Source organism: Peribacillus sp. R9-11 (genome assembly GCF_031345095.1).
GTDB lineage: Bacteria > Bacillota > Bacilli > Bacillales > DSM-1321 > Peribacillus > Peribacillus butanolivorans.
Genome location: NZ_CP133763.1, coordinates 5,072,859 through 5,089,663, shown reverse-complemented (window position 1 = coordinate 5,089,663; position 16,805 = coordinate 5,072,859). Strand labels below are relative to the sequence as shown.

At 36.6% G+C, this 16,805-nt stretch carries 17 protein-coding genes; 12 read left to right on the top strand and 5 right to left on the bottom strand.

The window, feature by feature from the left end:
• Positions 1–12: 12 nt before the first annotated feature.
• From RE409_RS24725 to RE409_RS24715, 3 genes are read right to left on the bottom strand one after another with little or no spacing between them, the layout of a single operon-like run.
• Positions 13–1,269, bottom strand: coding sequence for an MFS transporter (locus RE409_RS24725; RefSeq protein WP_201187085.1), 1,257 nt, complete (start codon positions 1,267–1,269; stop codon positions 13–15).
• 12 nt (positions 1,270–1,281) lie between these two features.
• Positions 1,282–1,953, bottom strand: a complete 672-nt coding sequence (locus RE409_RS24720) for a DUF2848 family protein (RefSeq protein WP_309558240.1) — start codon at positions 1,951–1,953, stop codon at positions 1,282–1,284.
• Positions 1,937–2,605, bottom strand: coding sequence for a GntR family transcriptional regulator (locus RE409_RS24715; RefSeq protein ID WP_053344578.1), 669 nt, complete (start codon positions 2,603–2,605; stop codon positions 1,937–1,939). Before RE409_RS24715 ends, RE409_RS24720 begins: the two co-directional genes overlap by 17 nt.
• 191 nt (positions 2,606–2,796) lie before the next feature.
• On the opposite strand from RE409_RS24715, the gene RE409_RS24710 reads away from it, so the two are divergent.
• Both RE409_RS24710 and tnpA read left to right on the top strand, forming a co-directional pair.
• A complete protein-coding gene (locus RE409_RS24710; protein ID WP_309558239.1) occupies positions 2,797–3,216 on the top strand; it encodes a hypothetical protein in 420 nt (139 codons plus the stop codon).
• Between the two features lie 428 nt (positions 3,217–3,644).
• Positions 3,645–3,806 carry an IS66 family insertion sequence element accessory protein TnpA gene (gene tnpA, locus RE409_RS30795; RefSeq protein WP_397444144.1) on the top strand — a complete coding sequence of 54 codons (162 nt, stop codon included), beginning with the start codon at positions 3,645–3,647 and terminating at the stop codon, positions 3,804–3,806.
• Here tnpA and RE409_RS24705 read toward each other — a convergent pair.
• Positions 3,759–4,013, bottom strand: coding sequence for a hypothetical protein (locus RE409_RS24705; RefSeq protein ID WP_309558238.1), 255 nt, complete (start codon positions 4,011–4,013; stop codon positions 3,759–3,761). The two genes, tnpA and RE409_RS24705, sit on opposite strands and share 48 nt — an antisense overlap.
• Before the next feature lie 80 nt (positions 4,014–4,093).
• Between RE409_RS24705 and RE409_RS24700 the strand changes: the two genes are divergently transcribed.
• From RE409_RS24700 to RE409_RS24675, 6 genes are all read left to right on the top strand, one after another.
• Entirely contained in the window at positions 4,094–4,657 is a 564-nt protein-coding gene (locus RE409_RS24700; RefSeq protein WP_201187077.1) for a hypothetical protein, read from the top strand.
• A gap of 317 nt (positions 4,658–4,974) precedes the next feature.
• Positions 4,975–6,333 carry an IS1182 family transposase gene (locus RE409_RS24695; RefSeq protein ID WP_201180978.1) on the top strand — a complete coding sequence of 453 codons (1,359 nt, stop codon included), beginning with the start codon at positions 4,975–4,977 and terminating at the stop codon, positions 6,331–6,333.
• 670 nt (positions 6,334–7,003) lie between these two features.
• The gene (locus RE409_RS24690) at positions 7,004–7,132 is read left to right on the top strand and encodes a hypothetical protein (RefSeq protein WP_309558237.1); all 129 of its coding nucleotides are present in this window, start codon (positions 7,004–7,006) and stop codon (positions 7,130–7,132) included.
• A 295-nt stretch (positions 7,133–7,427) separates the two neighbouring features.
• The gene (locus RE409_RS24685; RefSeq protein WP_309558236.1) at positions 7,428–7,826 is read left to right on the top strand and encodes a hypothetical protein; all 399 of its coding nucleotides are present in this window, start codon (positions 7,428–7,430) and stop codon (positions 7,824–7,826) included.
• Between the two features lie 12 nt (positions 7,827–7,838).
• The gene (locus tag RE409_RS24680) at positions 7,839–8,042 is read left to right on the top strand and encodes a helix-turn-helix transcriptional regulator (RefSeq protein WP_034306678.1); all 204 of its coding nucleotides are present in this window, start codon (positions 7,839–7,841) and stop codon (positions 8,040–8,042) included.
• Positions 8,043–8,090: 48 nt separating this feature from the next.
• Positions 8,091–8,297: a hypothetical protein gene (locus tag RE409_RS24675; RefSeq protein WP_201222807.1), complete on the top strand. Its 207-nt coding sequence runs from the start codon at positions 8,091–8,093 to the stop codon at positions 8,295–8,297.
• 673 nt (positions 8,298–8,970) lie between these two features.
• On the opposite strand, the gene RE409_RS24670 is transcribed toward RE409_RS24675, so the two are convergent.
• The gene (locus RE409_RS24670; protein WP_201187071.1) at positions 8,971–10,596 is read right to left on the bottom strand and encodes a M4 family metallopeptidase; all 1,626 of its coding nucleotides are present in this window, start codon (positions 10,594–10,596) and stop codon (positions 8,971–8,973) included.
• Positions 10,597–11,069: 473 nt separating this feature from the next.
• Between RE409_RS24670 and RE409_RS24665 the strand changes: the two genes are divergently transcribed.
• The 4 genes from RE409_RS24665 (at position 11,070) to RE409_RS24650 (ending at position 16,765) form a co-directional block, all read left to right on the top strand.
• Positions 11,070–12,554, top strand: a complete 1,485-nt coding sequence (locus RE409_RS24665; RefSeq protein ID WP_201187069.1) for an amino acid permease — start codon at positions 11,070–11,072, stop codon at positions 12,552–12,554.
• A gap of 403 nt (positions 12,555–12,957) precedes the next feature.
• Positions 12,958–14,058: a CaiB/BaiF CoA transferase family protein gene (locus RE409_RS24660; RefSeq protein ID WP_201187067.1), complete on the top strand. Its 1,101-nt coding sequence runs from the start codon at positions 12,958–12,960 to the stop codon at positions 14,056–14,058.
• A gap of 755 nt (positions 14,059–14,813) precedes the next feature.
• Positions 14,814–15,347, top strand: a complete 534-nt coding sequence (locus RE409_RS24655) for a hypothetical protein (RefSeq protein WP_176527617.1) — start codon at positions 14,814–14,816, stop codon at positions 15,345–15,347.
• 69 nt (positions 15,348–15,416) lie between these two features.
• Positions 15,417–16,765 (top strand): IS3 family transposase gene (locus tag RE409_RS24650; protein WP_201182105.1). Its coding sequence is split into 2 segments (ribosomal slippage): positions 15,417–15,861 and positions 15,861–16,765, totalling 1,350 coding nucleotides; the frame shifts between segments, so codons are not numbered across the junction.
• The last annotated feature ends 40 nt before the right edge of the window (positions 16,766–16,805 follow it).

Genomic DNA, 16,805 nt, shown 5'->3' with positions numbered 1-16,805 from the left:
TCTTAATTGTATTTAGTTTAGTAATGAAGTATCTGGTTTCACAAACAACCATAATATAGCTGCAATAAACACAGGGATTATAGTTACTCCTAATGTGATATTCCACCCAAAGTTTTCTGCTAACCAACCACATAATAACGGTGATACAAATGCTCCTAGATTTCCCCACAAGTTCATCCAACCTGAAACGGAACCAGAAAAGTTTCTTCCTAAGTCTGTAGCAGAAGCCCATGAACACACTACTGTGAATCCTAGTGAACCCAAGCATAATGATAACCATAAAACATTCATATAAGGCGATACTGTCATAACAGCAAGGTACATTGAAATAATAAATACTATTAAACCTGATATAGCTAAAGAGGATCTTGATATTTGCTTTGAAAAACCTTTACGTACTAAGTAGTCAGAAAGAATACCACCAGTCATTACAGTTATCAGTATTGCTAACCAAGGTAGGCTTGCAGCAAATCCCATTTTACTTAATGAGAATCCTCTATCTTCCAGTAAATAGGTAGGTAACCAAACTAAAAAGAAAGTAATAATATATAAAACAACAAAATATTGTAATCCTAACGCCCAAAATCTATAGCTTTTCAGAAAAGAATTCCATGGGGCTCTAACTTTAGCGGTATCAACAATTTCTCTGTCTTCAAGTATATATTCTTTTTCTTGTTCATTCACAAGTTTATGAATTTCAGGATAGTCTCGGGCTATAACGTACCAGACACCCGCAATGATTATTCCTATTAATCCGAAAATATAAAATACAGCTTGCCAGCCAAAATATTGATAGATATAAACCGTAACGATAGGGGCTATAACTGGTCCAAAATATGAACCGGCCAATAAAGCACTAGATGCTCTGGCCTTTTCATCTCTTCTAAACCAGTTTGTATTAAATACGGCGTTAGCAGGAAACATCGGTCCTTCACCTATCCCAAATAAGAATCTCACCATAAACAATAGACCGTGAGATTTAACTAAACCCGTCAAACCCGTAAATACTGACCACCATACTAGAGCAAAAGTGATCATTTTTCTTGGACCAAACTTTTCTGCCATAAGTCCTGCTGGAATTTGAACTAACGCGTAACCTAATGAGAATAATGATGCAAGCATACCAAACTGAACTTTATCTAAGCCTAAATCATCCATCATTGGTTTTGCTATTATTGAAATATTTGATCTGTCCATGTAAGCGATTACACCTATTATAAAGAAAAAGAATGCTAGTCCCCATCTAACTTTTGTAGGTTCCTTTTTCAAAACAATCACCCCTTAATAAATAATGGAATAATGATGTTTAATTTTTCTGTTTAACTTGGGGTGTTCAATTTCATATTCAAATTTATCACCAAAAATAAATCCATTTTTTGTAGGAACAGTACCTGAAAAAATAACAGTATGTTCTAGATCCTTTTCCCCGAACTTGTCCAGCTTTTCCAATAAAACATCAACCTCTAAGAGTGCATCTAAAGTGTCTTCTTGATATAAATATTTTTCCCCATTTGAAGTAACATAAGAACGTAAGATAATATTATCCCAGTCTTCTATTAAATCTGCTAATCTCCAAAAATCAGTTGCAAGAGGTTTATCACATATTGATTTGGACTTTAAAATATCTTCTTTTTCTACTTCTCGATCAGTATGATCGCTGCCAAGGGTAACCAACCATTCTTTTCCATCATGGAATAACACATATTCTGTTTCCCCTGAGGAAAATTTGCTTCCATTACATTCATTAGAAAAATTCAGCTGTTCTATTTTTTGTGGATATATCATCGGTACATGAGGTGGAGGTGCAATACCTAATTCTTTTAATTCATCTATGTGTTCTTGAATTTTTTCTATATTTCGTCCCCCATATCCAACAACAATTACTTTATTAATATCAATTTCATGTTTTTTAACCTCACCATTAGAAAGATGTAAATTAATTACTTTTCTCATTTGAATTCCTCCTCAATTGATTAATAATTTCATTTTTGGTATTTTCCACATGGTTATTTGATGCTACCAGAAGTTGATTAATATCTTGTGATTTTATACCTTGTACAATTGCTTTATGTTCAGATATTGTTTCCTCAATACGCGACTTCTCAGTTATGGCTTTTAACCCAAACCATCTAATCTGATCACCAATTTCTTCAAACCATTTTTCTAATCGCTGATTTTTAGTTAATAATACAATTTCAGAATGGAACTCTTTATCTAATTCAATAAATCTTTGGTGATCTGTTTTATTTTTTTCTTGCTCCTCTATGTAACCTTCTAATACTTTTATTTGTTCTGGAGTAATATTTCCACAGATTTTTTCTAGTGAGAATCGGTCAAAAATCATTCGAATTTCCATTACTTCAATTACATTTTCTTCTGTTATTTCATTAATAAACGTACCAACCCGTGGTTTTGAAATTATCCATTTTTCTCTTTCTAACAACGACAGAGATTCTCTTACAGGAGTTCTACTTACACCTAACTTTTCACTTAGGTCTCTTTCATAAATTGCTTGACCCGGTAGAAGTTCATAATTCAAAATTGATTTCTTAATTGCCTCAAAAGCTATATCTCTTAACGGCATAACTGTCTCTATTTTTTTCATTTTTCCTCCTATTGGTATGTGGTATACCAAGTATATTACAAAGTGAAAATTCAGTCAATTCAAAATAATACGTTTTCTTCGGTAGCCCTTTTCTTATTGAACTAAAGGGGCAGATTAGTTGAAGAAGGTTTTAATCAGTAAAGTAAGCAGTGTTATAATGAACAAAGCACATATATATGGAGTGGGAAAACTTGAAACCAAATTACACTGACTTAGGATACTCAGACAAAATGGGGCCTAAATTAAGAATGTTAGTAGAAAAACAACTATGCGATGACCTGAAAATCTATGGAATAATGGCAAAAAAGTTTAAATTTGACTGGTCTGAAAGTTGTATAGAAGGAGATGATGCTATTTATTTAGATGGGGTAGTGGAAAACTTCTCAGGAATTAATATATTCAATGAAAAAGATAAACATATTGCAGGGGGGTGGATGGAGTTTATTTACGAACCAACTTATAACTTTTTCATTTCTTATTGGGGATTCCTTACATACCTTGATTCGGGAAAAGAAATAGAAATTAAAGATAAAGTAGGAATCCCTTTGCATATTTTTAACCAAATTCTTGAAAATGTACGATATAGGTATAAGACTGAGTTATTAAAATGATGACTTCTTCTTCAACTAAAGGGTGCGTTAGTTGATTAAGGAAGACAAAAGATCAGCGTTTTTATAAAAGAATAATCCAATTTAATAGTAGTATAAGGGCATGTTTTGATAATCTTTTTTCTAAACATGCCCTTTCTATTTATTTATCAAAGTTTTTTGTTTAGGTACTCTGAATAATCATAGTGCTTTTCTAGTTCAATTAGATTAAGATGGATTAGTTAATCTTTACTATATGAGAGAAAATGGAAAAAAATTTTATGAGGAATTATTTTATTTTAGCAGCAAGTGTTATCTCAATTGGATTGCTTGGTGCATGTATGCAAGAAGAAAAAGCAGTAGATAAAAGTAAGCGTCAAATATTCCCCACCTACTACTTGTAAATAGCTCATGAGATAATCTCCTTACATCCTACATGTGGAGGTTTTTTTATGAAAAGGCGCCTTATAAAGAAAGAATGGGAAGCTCACATTCAAGATTTTAAAGAAAGTGGATTATCAAAAGCTGCTTGGTGTCAAAAACAAAACTATTATTGGCTCAAGAAATTATCTCCTCAAGCTGATTGTCCAACAAGTATCTTCTATTACATCTAAGCAATGGTATTTTTTATGTGCTTCTGGATTAAATTCTTCAATCCGCTTTAACATGTTTGGAATGTTAATTATATATTGAGGTGCAATTGCGTCTTTTTCTAAGAACTCATGAATATGGAGCATTGGTTTGTGTTGAAGTTTACTGAAGTCAAAAGCCGCATTGCCTAAGATGGATATTGTAAATACCCGTTCTCTACGAAAAGTCATAGACCCATTGAAAAAGATTTGGTATTCTACAAATGTACATATAAATTCATAAGAACTAACGGGTTGGGGGAGAAATTAAGATGAAAAAACTAGCAAAGGCATTAACTGTAGGAGTATTAGCTCTAGGATTACTGGCAGGAGTTGGAGCAAATAAAGGAGAAGCTGCAACAGTAACAAAGCCGATCGGTTCAACTTTCTATAAGAGCGCCTTAGTAGGTACTACCTATAAGGTTCAAGATTATAAAGGTAATACAATTAATGCAAAAACAACTAAAGCTGTAACGTTAACTCCATATGCAACAAATAAAAACTTTTCATATGCTACAGTAACATTTGTAGATTATGATAAAGTAGGAACAAAGTGGGTCAAGTATACAAAAACAGCCAAAGGATATTTCTTTACTCCCATTAAAAATGGTATAACTTTCAATGAATATACGAATGTAAAAAAAGGAATGACTTATAATCAAATGGTATCTATCACAGGTGAATATATGAAATTAGATTCAACATATACCTCTGGCGGTATTACCGAAAAAGATTATATCTGGAGCCTTTTCAATGACACTACTCACATATTTGTTGATATGGCTTTTGAAAACAACAAGTTAACATACAAAAGTTATTCTGTAAGTGAATATTAATAACAATAAAGCCCATCTCGTGTGAGAAGGGCTCAGACTGTAGACAAACTCGATGAAAATCGAGTTTGTCTACAGTTTTTTTGAGGGGTTGTAAAAATTCGACGTTGATTTCCACTCCAGGCACTCGCTTTCCGCGGGCGGTCAGGGAGCCTCCTCGGCGTCTTTGCGCCTGTGGGGTCTCCCTTGGACACGCATTTCCCGCAGGAGTCTCGCACCTTCCGTTCCAATCAACTTTGTTTTAACAATTAGATATAACCACTTTTGCCTACAGTCCTTTTTGTTTTAATATAGAAGTATTAAAACTTGAGGTGATGACGATGCTTTCGAAACATAATTCTATTCAGCGAGATCAACTTGAAATGATTACTTTGGATCAACTGGTGCCAGCGAACCATTTGGTTCGTAAAATTGAGGGAGCCATTGACTTCACTTTCATTTATGACTTGGTGAAAGATATGTATTCAGAGATAGGGCGCCCAAGTATTGATCCAGTTATTTTAGTTAAATTGACATTCATTCAATATACCTTCGGTATTCGTTCGATGCGTAAAACGATTGAAGAAGTTGAAACGAATATGGCTTACCGTTGGTTTTTAGGTTACGGTTTCCATGATAAAGTACCTCACTTCTCAACGTTCGGGAAAAATTATGAGCGTCGCTTTAAAGATACAGACCTGTTTGAACGGATTTTTTATCGTATCTTAATGACAGCTTCAGAAAGAAAGTTAATAAGTGCAGAGCACGTATTCGTTGATTCAACACATGTGAAAGCCAGTGCGAATAAGCGGAAATTCGAAAAGAAAATCGTTCGTAAGGAAACACGAGCATATCAAGGACGCCTTCAAGAAGAAATAAATCAAGATCGTGAAAACAATGGAAAGAAGCCTTTTCCACCGGATAAATTTGATAAAGAAGAAACCAAAGAAATTAAAGAAAGTACAACTGACCCTGAGAGTGGCTACTATGTAAAAGATGAACGAACAAAACAGTTTGCCTATTCATTTCATGCGGCTGCGGACCGCAACGGTTTTGTGCTGGGGACGATTGTAACACCGGGAAATACGCATGATAGTCATATCTTAGAGCCTCTTGTTGAACAAGTGATTGAGAAAGTTGGAAAACCTGAAGCTGTTGCCGCAGATGCAGCTTACAAAACACCAGCCATTACAAGCTACCTTTTTGGGAAAGAAATCACACCAGCTTTACCCTATACACGTCCACGAACAAAAGAAGGGTTCTTTCGCAAGCATGACTATGTTTACGATGAACATTTTGATTGTTATCTCTGCCCATCGGGCGAGATTTTAAAGTACTCAACAACAAATAAAGAGGGCTATCGCGAGTACAAATCACCCAAACACACTTGTGCGACATGCTCATTTTTATCACAATGTACAGTAAGCAAAGACCATCAAAAAGTGGTGACACGCCATATCTGGCAAAATTATATGGAAGAAGCAGATCATCTGCGTCATCACAAGGATGTAAAACCTATATATGCGAAACGTAAAGAAACAATAGAGCGTGTATTCGCAGATGCAAAAGAAAAGCATGGTATGCGTTGGACTACTTTAAGGGGACTTAAAAAATTGTCGATGCAGGCGATGCTTACTTTCGCTGCCATGAATTTAAAGAAGATAGCCAATTGGACATGGCAAGGTCCAAGAATGGCTTAATAAAGTGGGCTCGTAGAGGCCCAATCTCTTAATCTTGAGCAAAATTCAAAGGGAATTTCAAAAAGGGTCCGGAATTAAAACACCGAACCCCTTTTGTCTACAAACTGAGCCCCTCTCGTGTGAGAAGGGCTTTTTATTTTTATTATTCCAAGTATCAGAATTATTTATCAAATGTCCGGTGGTCTGTCCTATGTCGTCCAACATCAATCTAGAAAAAACAAAGCAAAAAACGGCTCTTAAAATAAGGGTAAAACATCTAACATATCATAAGAAAATCGCTCGAACCGAGATGACATTTGAGGATATGAAACTTGCTCCTTAAGCACCTAAAGAAACCATTGAAGATGTACAAGCCCAATTTGAAAATAATTAACGAGATCATGAGATGTTAGAAGAAGAATTTTAGTTGATGAATCCGATAGCAATATCGCAACCCAATTGAATACTACTACTTAACAGAAGCTCAATCATTTACGAGTGAAGAAGATGCTAACGATATACCAAAAGTTTTAGTACAAGACTTCAACAATCTCTTAGAACTATCCTACATAATTCAAGAAGAACAAGGCAAAGTTTTAGATGGAGTTACCCTACAGAAAGGGACAGTAAATGGGAAGCTTATAAGTATTGGAATCCACCGACAGACAGACAGAAACAAGCTATAACATACATGAAGTACGTGTTTAACGACCTTGATATTGTCGCAAATGGTATAAAAGGAAAAGAACTGACTGGATACACATACCATGCTGATGGGAAGAAAGTAGAAGAACTTGAAAAATTCATCAGTCAAAAATAATTGAAGGAGGTTTTGAGAAAAAATATACGGCTGAAGAAATCTTGGAAATGATCGAGTCTGACTATAGGTGCGTTAGTTGAGATCCAGGGCTACCACGTGGTGGCCTTTTTGATTAATGAACTATGGGGGCAGGTTAGTTCAACACAATGAAAACTAAAATGATTTTAATAATCAACATTTACTTATTGACTTTTGCTTTGAGAATGAGTAACGTGAAGTTAACTTCATGTGAAGAAAACTTCACGTGAAACAAACTTCACTTCAGGAGAATTTAAATTGGTTAGGAGAGGTATGTTTGAAAAATCTATTCATACAGCGCTTTTTTGTATCAATCTTGATAATTGTATTGGGAATCATTCAAATAACTCTCGATAAATCAGTAGGATTTAATTTTGGGTATTTCATATTATTCTTAGGGGGAATAATCTTGGTTTCCTCAACAATTTCTTATATTAAATCCCGAAAGAATAAATCTCTAGAAAAGGAATTAGCAAAGGAATATGATGAAAGAGACGCTTTAATTGATGGAAAAGTTGCTCGCTTTTCTTTGCAAATTCTGCTATACGAAATCTTTATTCTTATGTTTTTAACTAATTTTGTGGTAATCGCAACAAAAACTGTATTGTTTGTTGTCTTATTATCATTAATAATTAGTGAATTTTGGGCTAGAAAATATTATAATCATGTCCTTTAATTAGGGGGATTTATGAAAAATAGAGTAAAAGAATTACGAATAGAACATGAAATAACACAACAAGAATTAGCTGATAAAGTAAGTGTATCTTCTAGAACAATCATCTCATTAGAAAAACAACAGTATAATCCATCTGTGCTACTTGCGTATAAAATAGCTTCAGTTTTTAATTTATCAATTGAAGAAACTTTTATTTTTGATGAGGATGACAAATAATCCATTTTAAAAAGATGCACATATTAAACAAACAACGGAGGATTTTAAATGCAGATTATATTATTTATTTTTGGGGCAGTTTTAATAGTTTGGAGTATTTATCGTATGAAAACTGACGATGGTTTATTCGGAAAAAATCAAAAAAGTAAGAATATATTTAATTTATTAATAATGGGAGAAGCATCAGGATTAGGACAATTTTTGGGTGGGATTTTGTGCATAATCCTAGGGATTATTGCATTTTTTGTAAGGTAGTAATATATAAGAATTTCATTTTTACACTGAAATATTGTGAATAAAATCACTTAAACAAACGAGTGCTTTAGTTCTATAACGTAGAAGAGACCGACTTCTCGAACGGTGGAGTTTCTTCTCAAAACAGCCGTTATTCACGTTCGTTAAAGCACGAAAATACTATACGAATGTCCTTTACTCTCGCGTCCTTTTACGAACGTCCGGAACGAACTTCCTATAAGGTGCGCGACTTTTTAATATTGTGCTTATTATTTTTAGTAAGGGCGTCCTGAAATGATAAATGATGGATTTATCATTTCAGGACGCGTTTCCCTGTGCGGAAATGGTAACTCATGCGTCATACACAGTAGGAGCTGTACTCCTTTCCTGTCCGTAAATTGTAAGTGGCACGGCATACATTCATACTGTGGGGCACAATCGTTTAAAAGCCACCAGTGTATTTAATGAAATACAGTCTCTTTCCAAAAGTGACTGTTTTTTAATGCTTTTGTCTTCTTCTATACTATTCTAAATCCTATGTACTCAGGTTTGGGTGCGGGTTGTTGCTTACATTCATACTTATAAAAAAACACCTCAGCTAACATGTACTTTTTTCTGTACATTTAGGGAGGTGTTAAGGTTGTCCTACTTATTAGATTAGCCTAGACATATAAAAATTCATAGGGTAGATCTCTTAATTCACACCGACAGCTGTAAAAGCGTTTTTGACTGCAGTGGCTTCTGCACTGCTTGAACCATATAAATCAGCGGCAGATTGGACGACTGCTGCTCTGGCTTGTGAAAAAGTGGACGAGGAAGTTAAATAAGTCGTGTTGGCCCGGTAAAAGATGGTTCCTAGTTTATCAATGCCAATTCCAGTTACGGTCACACCATGGTGAGTGCCGCCCGCGGAGATAAGATAAGCTGCCTTATTAATGATTCCGCTGTTCGTATGGACGCCGCCATTGTCGCCCGATCCTGTATAACGGTTCGTATAATGGTCAGGGTCGCCATTCAATGTTGGGTTGGCCATTGAACGGAGGGCATCACCGGAAATATTAGGTGTATAAATATCTTCTCCTATCAGATAGTCCGCTTTTGCACTTTGATTCTTAAATTCAACAGCGGTGCCAAAAATATCAGAAATCGCTTCATTCAAAGCACCGGATTCATTCTGATAGGTCAAATTCGATTCCGTAGAAGTTACAGCATGTGTCAATTCATGTGAAACAACGTCTAAGCCGCCTGACAATGGGATGAACGTCGTGCCGTCCCCATCACCGTAAACCATTTGTGTACCATCCCAAAAAGCATTATTGTATTTCGAACCATAATGAACGGTTGACTTTAGGATGGCTCCATTTCCATCGTAAGAGTTCCGTCCAAACGTGGATTTGTAATAATCATAGGTTTTACCAGCATAAAAATGAGCATCCACTGCAGCTTTATCGGTAGAAGAAGTAAAAGCGTTGGTTGTATTGGATAAGAGTGTACCAGGCAATTTTGACCGGTTATTAGCATTATAGGTGAAAATACCTTTGCCACGTGTATTGTCTTGTAGATAATATTTACCGCTCGATAAGGTAGTGTTTACCGATACGGTATTGTTTAGGACTCCGACGCCCGTACCGACGGAATTGGTCCCCGTCACTTCATCAAGGGTGTTATATTTATTCAATATTTCACCTGTTTTGACTGAAATGAAATAATTATAGTTTCCTGGTTCCGGATCTAAGAAATTTAAATTGACCTTATATACATAGTCAGCCTTTCCTTCATTGGCGTATACATATAGCTCTGATTCAGGAGATTGTTCGTAGGAAGGAGTGAATCCAATATCTGTTTCGGCTATTTGGATTGCTTCTGATTTACTGATGCCTTTTTTAGCCTTTTTCCCTAATTTAGTGTTTAAATTGGCTTCAACTGTTCCGGACACGACTGTTAAAACACCTTGAGCGTCAATTAATACTGCCTGTGTAGAATTCCATACAGGTACGCCCTTATAGGTTTGTTGCAATCTTAGAGCGGTATTTCCAAGTTCATCCTTACTTTCTTTTTGGATAATGAAGGAGTCTTTCGCCTTTTGCTTCTCTAACTTGTAAGACTTTGTGTTTTTATCAAAAAAGGTAAGAATGATATCCTCTGCCGTCTGCTTTGAAGGTTCTGTGAGTTTCCCAGACTTGAATTCTAGCGAATCTCTATGCTTATTATACTTTTCAACGCTTAACACGTTTTTTGCCGCTAAAGCTTCTTGTTGGGGAATAGCAGAAAATAATAGACCGATAGATAGTGCAGTTCCTAAAAATACCTTACCTTTCATAACCTTTCAACTCCTTCATGAGAATACCTCATTTTTACATCGTTTCATATTATTATCAAATGGAGAAAACACGCAAAAAATATGACATTTAAAGGAATAAAATGGAGAAAAATGGTTCTTAATAGAAATGTTCTTTCCAAATATTCTTCTAGTAATATTTGGAATATATTTAAGGGTGTATGAAATGAGCTTAGTATTTTATAAGTCCCGCTTTTTTTATGCTGCAAAAAAACATGGCATAAAGTGCAAAAAAACATGGCATAAAGTGCAAAATATTTTGTCTATTGAAAGCGTTTTTTAAAATAATTTGTTGAATATTGCGGTTTGAAAATTTGGCATGAAAATTGCATATATTCAGAAAAGGAATATTCGAATTGTAAATTAGGTCTATTTGAAAGTCTATGAAATAGGAAAATTTATTAAATGGATTTCCCCATACATGTAAGCGCTTATATAGAAAGGGATGAAAAGTTATGATACCAAAACAAGAAAATGACATCTTTCAGCATCCTCCAAAGCAAGAAGAACAAGAATTAAAGCGCGGTTTGAAATCCCGTCATTTAACGATGATTTCTATTGGAGGGGCTATTGGCACCGGGCTGTTTCTTAGCAGCGGGGCAGCCATTCATACAGCTGGGCCAGGCGGCGCATTACTTGCTTATGCCTTAGTTGGGGCAATGGTGTACTTCGTGATGACCAGCTTAGGGGAACTGGCAGCCTTTATGCCGACAAGCGGTTCATTCAGTACCTATGGAACGAAATTCGTCGATCCGGCATTTGGGTTTGCCTTGGGATGGACGTACTGGTTCAATTGGTCGATGACCATAGCGGCGGAGTTGGCAGCCTCAACAATGATTATGAAATTTTGGTTTCCGAATAGTCCATCATTGTTGTGGAGTTCATCATTCTTGGTGCTCATTTTCCTATTAAACTATTTATCCGTTAAAGGATATGGTGAAGGGGAATACTGGTTTTCCTTCATAAAAGTAACGGCCATCGTTATTTTTATAATCGTTGGCATACTAATGATTGTTGGCATCATGGGTGGCGAAGCAGTAGGTTTTAAGAACTTTACAATCGATGACGCGCCTTTCCCGGGTGGTTTTATGGGTGTCTTCATTGTGTTTATTGCAGCTGGCTTTTCTTTTCAAGGTACAGAAATCGTCGGTGTGGCTGCAGGTGAAAGTGAAGACCCAGCCAAAAATATACCAAAGGCTATTAAAAGCGTTTTTTGGAGAATCCTACTCTTTTACGTATTGGCAATCTTTGTGATAGGGTTACTTATCCCTTATACAAGCCAAAGTTTACAAGGGGATAATGTTATGGTCAGCCCATTCACGCTTATATTTGAAAAGGCTGGAGTTGCTTTTGCAGCTTCGCTCATGAATGCAGTCATTTTAACAGCGGTATTGTCAGCAGGTAACTCTAGTTTATATGCTTCGACGCGTATGTTATATTCAATGGCTAAAGATGGGCAAGCACCACGCATTTTTGCAAAACTTAACAAACGCGGAGTGCCGGTTGCGGGTATGATTTTGACATGTGCCATCGGTATGCTTGCATTTTTAGCTTCTATTTTTGGTGATGGTAAAGTGTATATATGGTTAATGAATGCTATTGGTATTACAGGATTTATCTTCTGGCTAGGTATTTCTATCAGTCATTATCGTTTCCGTAAAGCTTATATAGCTCAAGGCCATTCATTGGAGAAGCTGCCATATAAGGCATTATGGTTTCCGATTGGACCGATTTTTGCTATTGTGATTGGCTTAATCGTTATTCTATCTCAAAATTTTCAAGCGTTTTTTTCAGACCACATTGATTGGGGCAGTGTAATAGCTGCATACCTAGGAATCCCACTTTTCCTTGGTCTATGGTTTGGATATAAACTGGTAAGGAAAACTAAATTCGTTAAACTTGAGGAAGTGGAGTTTGACTTTGACAAAAAATACGAATGATAATGCTTTAAGTAAAATCAGCCGGACAACGTTGTTTTAAGTTGTCCGGTTTTTATTTGTCTATATGTAAAACAGCTATGTGCATGTAGGTTTATTTATCTTCGCCATTCAAAATTTTTATTTAAAGCCGGGAGCGGGATTCCTGGCCTTTTTTATTTTGCGATAAATGGAAATTAATACAAATTCAAAGAGGGATGTTATATGATAAACGTAATCTCTATGTGTGTTTTTCTATAAAATTAGCTAAAGGAGACTCTATGTATCATTCTAATCTCTTTCAAATTTTTTAAAAAAAGCAAAGGAATGCATGCTAGTACGACGGGGGAACTGCCATCTTCGAGAAGAGAAAGCCAGACTTTAACCGTTTGAAGTATCTAATCCTAGAAAAGGAAGGTGCGCGCTTATGACTCTATTGACTAATTTGAAAGTATTGGACTTTTCAACGCTACTGCCCGGACCATTTGCCACTTTGATGCTAGCTGATTTAGGAGCAGATGTTTTGAAGGTAGAAAGGCCGGCAGCAGGGGATTCATGGGGTGTGAATCAATATCTTAACAGATCAAAGCAATCGATTACCCTTGATTTAAAACAGTCGGAGTCCATCGAAGCCGTAAAAAATTTAGTGAAAGAATACGATATCGTCCTTGAACAATTCCGGCCAGGTGTCATGGAGCGCTTAGGGCTGGGGTACGAGGTTTTAAAACAAATCAATCCGAAGTTAATTTATTGTTCAATCACAGGATTTGGCCAAACCGGTCCATACAAAGACCGCCCGGGTCATGACATCAATTATATTTCGATTGCAGGATTATCAGGCTATTCCGGTACGCAAAAAGACGGCCCAGCAAAGAACGGAACGCAAATAGCTGATCTTGCAGGAGGGTCATTGCATGCTATTATCGGTATTTTGTCCGCAGTCATTTATAGAGACAGAACGGGGGAAGGCCAATACATCGACATCAGCATGACCGACTGCAGTTTCGCTTTAAATGCCATATCCGCACCTCTGAATTTACAAGGGGGCATGGAGCTTGAGCCAGAGAAATTGATGTTAAACGGAGGGTCATTTTATGACTTTTACGAAACGAAAGATGGGCGTTATTTTTCGGTAGGAAGCCTGGAGCCTCCATTCCGTAAAGCTCTATGTGAAGCAATCCTCAAGCCCGAATTGTATGAACTAAGCTTGAGTAGAGATGCTGAGAGTGGAAGTAGATTTAAAACAGCTGTCCAACGTGCTTTTCTTGAAAAGAACTTTGATGAATGGAAAGAAATATTTGCTGATTCTGAGGCCTGTGTAGAACCAGTACTGACTTTTACCGAAGCGACCAATCATCCCCAACTTAAGGAACGGGGCATGATTGTTGAAATACCTGACGGAAAAGGAAGCATCCAGAAGCAAATTGCCTGTCCAATCAAAACATCGGTTTTTACCCCTGATTATAAACATACAGGGCTGAAGCCAGGACAAAGCAATGAAGAAGTTCTCCGCACCTTTAATCGCTAAATAAAGAAACGGACCTAGCTAAAATGATATATATATTTAAAGGCTGTCACTTTTCCAAAATCTTTTTGGAGAGAGATAGCCTAATTTTTTTGAATTCAATCTTCGCTGCAACGACGCTGCAACATTTATGAGGCCGAGCTAAATGGAGGAAGGACGAAATAAGTAGGAGAAAGGTCGAAATAAGTGGATGAAGGACGAATAAAGCGGAGGAAGGACGAAATAAGTAGGAGAAAGGTCGAATTAAGTGGAGGAAGGACGAAATAAGTAGGAGAAAGGTCGAATTAAGTAGGAGGAAGGTCGAATTAATCGGAGGAAGGACGAATAAAGTGGAGGAAGGACGAATAAAGTGGATGAAGGACGAAATAAGTAGGAGGAAGGCCGAATAAAGTGGATGAAGGACGAATAAAGCGGAGGAAGGACGAAATAAGTAGGAGAAAGGTCGAAATAAGTGGAGGAAGGACGAATTAAGTGGATGAAGGTCGAAATAAGTGGGAGAAAGGACGAATTAAGTGGGAGGAAGGACGAATTAATCGGAGGAAGGACGAAATAAGTAGGTGAAAGGTCGAACTAAATGAAGAAAGTACGAAATAAGTGGAGGAAGGTCGAATTAATCGGAGAAAGGCCAAATTAATCTTTTATCAATGAAAGCAACAAGACGTGTGTGCTAAAAATTACCAGTTACAACTAGCATTTACCGGGTATCAGAGTATCATCCTTCAACAAAGGATTTATAAGAAAAAGCTCTAGATAGGAGGATGATAATAATCTTTGGTCTCTATGATATCATTAAATTTCTATTTTCTTTTTTTCTGATTATGCCAATCGTTACACTGATACATTTGAGCGGGCATATCTTCTTTGTTACGATCTTCGGAGGATCAGAAAAGAGAATCTTGATCGGATGTGGGAATAAACTTTTCTCCTTTTGTAACATAGAGGTGAGGAAATATTATTTTTGGAATGGGACATGCGAGTTTAGGGGATTGAAACATGATAATCGATTGACGAATATGCTGATTTATTTAGGGGGCTCTATCTTTAATTTAGTCAGTATGCTAATCATATATAGCTTAGTGTATCAGAATATCTTGGAAAGCTCAGTAATATGGTACCAATTCATATATTTTTCCTTCTATATTATGTTTTTCTCCTTGTTTCCAATGTATTTCTCGGACGGGTCGCCTAGTGATGGGAAGGCTGCAGAATTGGCCTTGAGGAACAAGTTGGAAGATAGGGTGACTGATGATATATTGGTGAAGAAAATGGATGATGATGATAGTTGCAAGTAAAAAGGGACGTTCTTGATGAACTGCACCCCAATTGTTAGACAACATCTAACAATTGGAGGTGCAGTTTTTTTGACTAAATATACGATAGACGAAAAATTACATGCAGTTTTAGAGTACTTGGAAGGGAAAAAATCCTATAAATCCATCGCACAAGAAAGAAATGTAGGTCTATCCCCTCTGAAGAGATGGGTCGCTCGCTATCTAGAACATGGGATGGAAGGAATTGCTTCATCCTATACAAATTACACTCTGCCCTTTAAACTAGAGGTACTTAATTATATGAACGAATATGGGGCATCGATCAGCGAGACCGCTGTACACTATAATCTTCCTTCCGATTCTACACTTTTGAAATGGTCAAATCAGTTGAAGGAAGGAGGTATAGACGCCCTTAAACCAAAGAAAAAGGGGCGTCTATCCATGAAAAAAGAAACCAAAAAAACATCACCAGCTAAAGGCTCTCAAGAAGCACTTCTTGCCGAATTAGAATACTTACGTGCAGAGAATGCCTATCTAAAAAAGTTGAATGCCTTAGTTCAAGAAAAGGAAGCCCTACAAAGAAAGACAAAGCGAAAGTAGTCCATGAACTAAGGAAACAATTTGATTTAAATCTGCTTCTATCCATTTCTAACATGGCACGGAGTACATACTATTATTGGGTAAACGCCTTCGGGCGTGAGGATAAATACACAGAAATGAAATCCCTTATCGAAGAGATTTTCCATACGCATAAAGGGCGCTATGGGTATCGGCGTATCACCCTAGAATTACGTAACAGAGGTGCTCGCATCAATCATAAAACAGTTCTCCGATTGATGAATGAACTAGGATTGAAGTCTTTAGTTCGCATGAAGAAATACCGTTCGTACAAAGGGAAAATCGGCAAGATTGCACCCAACATTCTAGCACGTGATTTCAAGGCAACAAACTCAAATGAAAAATGGGTGACAGACGTCACAGAATTCCATCTAGCTGGGGAGAAACTATACTTATCGGCCATTCTTGATCTGTTTAATGGAGAAATCATCGCCTATAATGTCGAATCTCGGCCTGTTTATCCCCTCGTTTCCAAAATGCTGGAGAAAGCCTTTGACCGCTTGGAATCGAAAGATTCACCCATTCTTCATTCAGATCAGGGCTGGCATTACCAGATGAAACAATATTCGCATGATTTGAAAAGACATAACATTACACAAAGCATGTCCCGTAAAGGAAATTGTCTCGATAATGCGGTCATAGAAAACTTCTTTGGCCTATTAAAATCAGAGTTACTTTATCTTCAAGAATTTGAAAGCATGGAGCATTTCAAACAAGAATTAGAAGAATATATCCATTACTACAATCATCAACGAATCAAGGTAAAATTAAAAGGCATGAGCCCGGTAGAATTCCGGGTTCATGCCCTCAAGGCTGCCTAATTAAATAAAGTGTCTAACTTTTTGGGTTCACTTCATGATG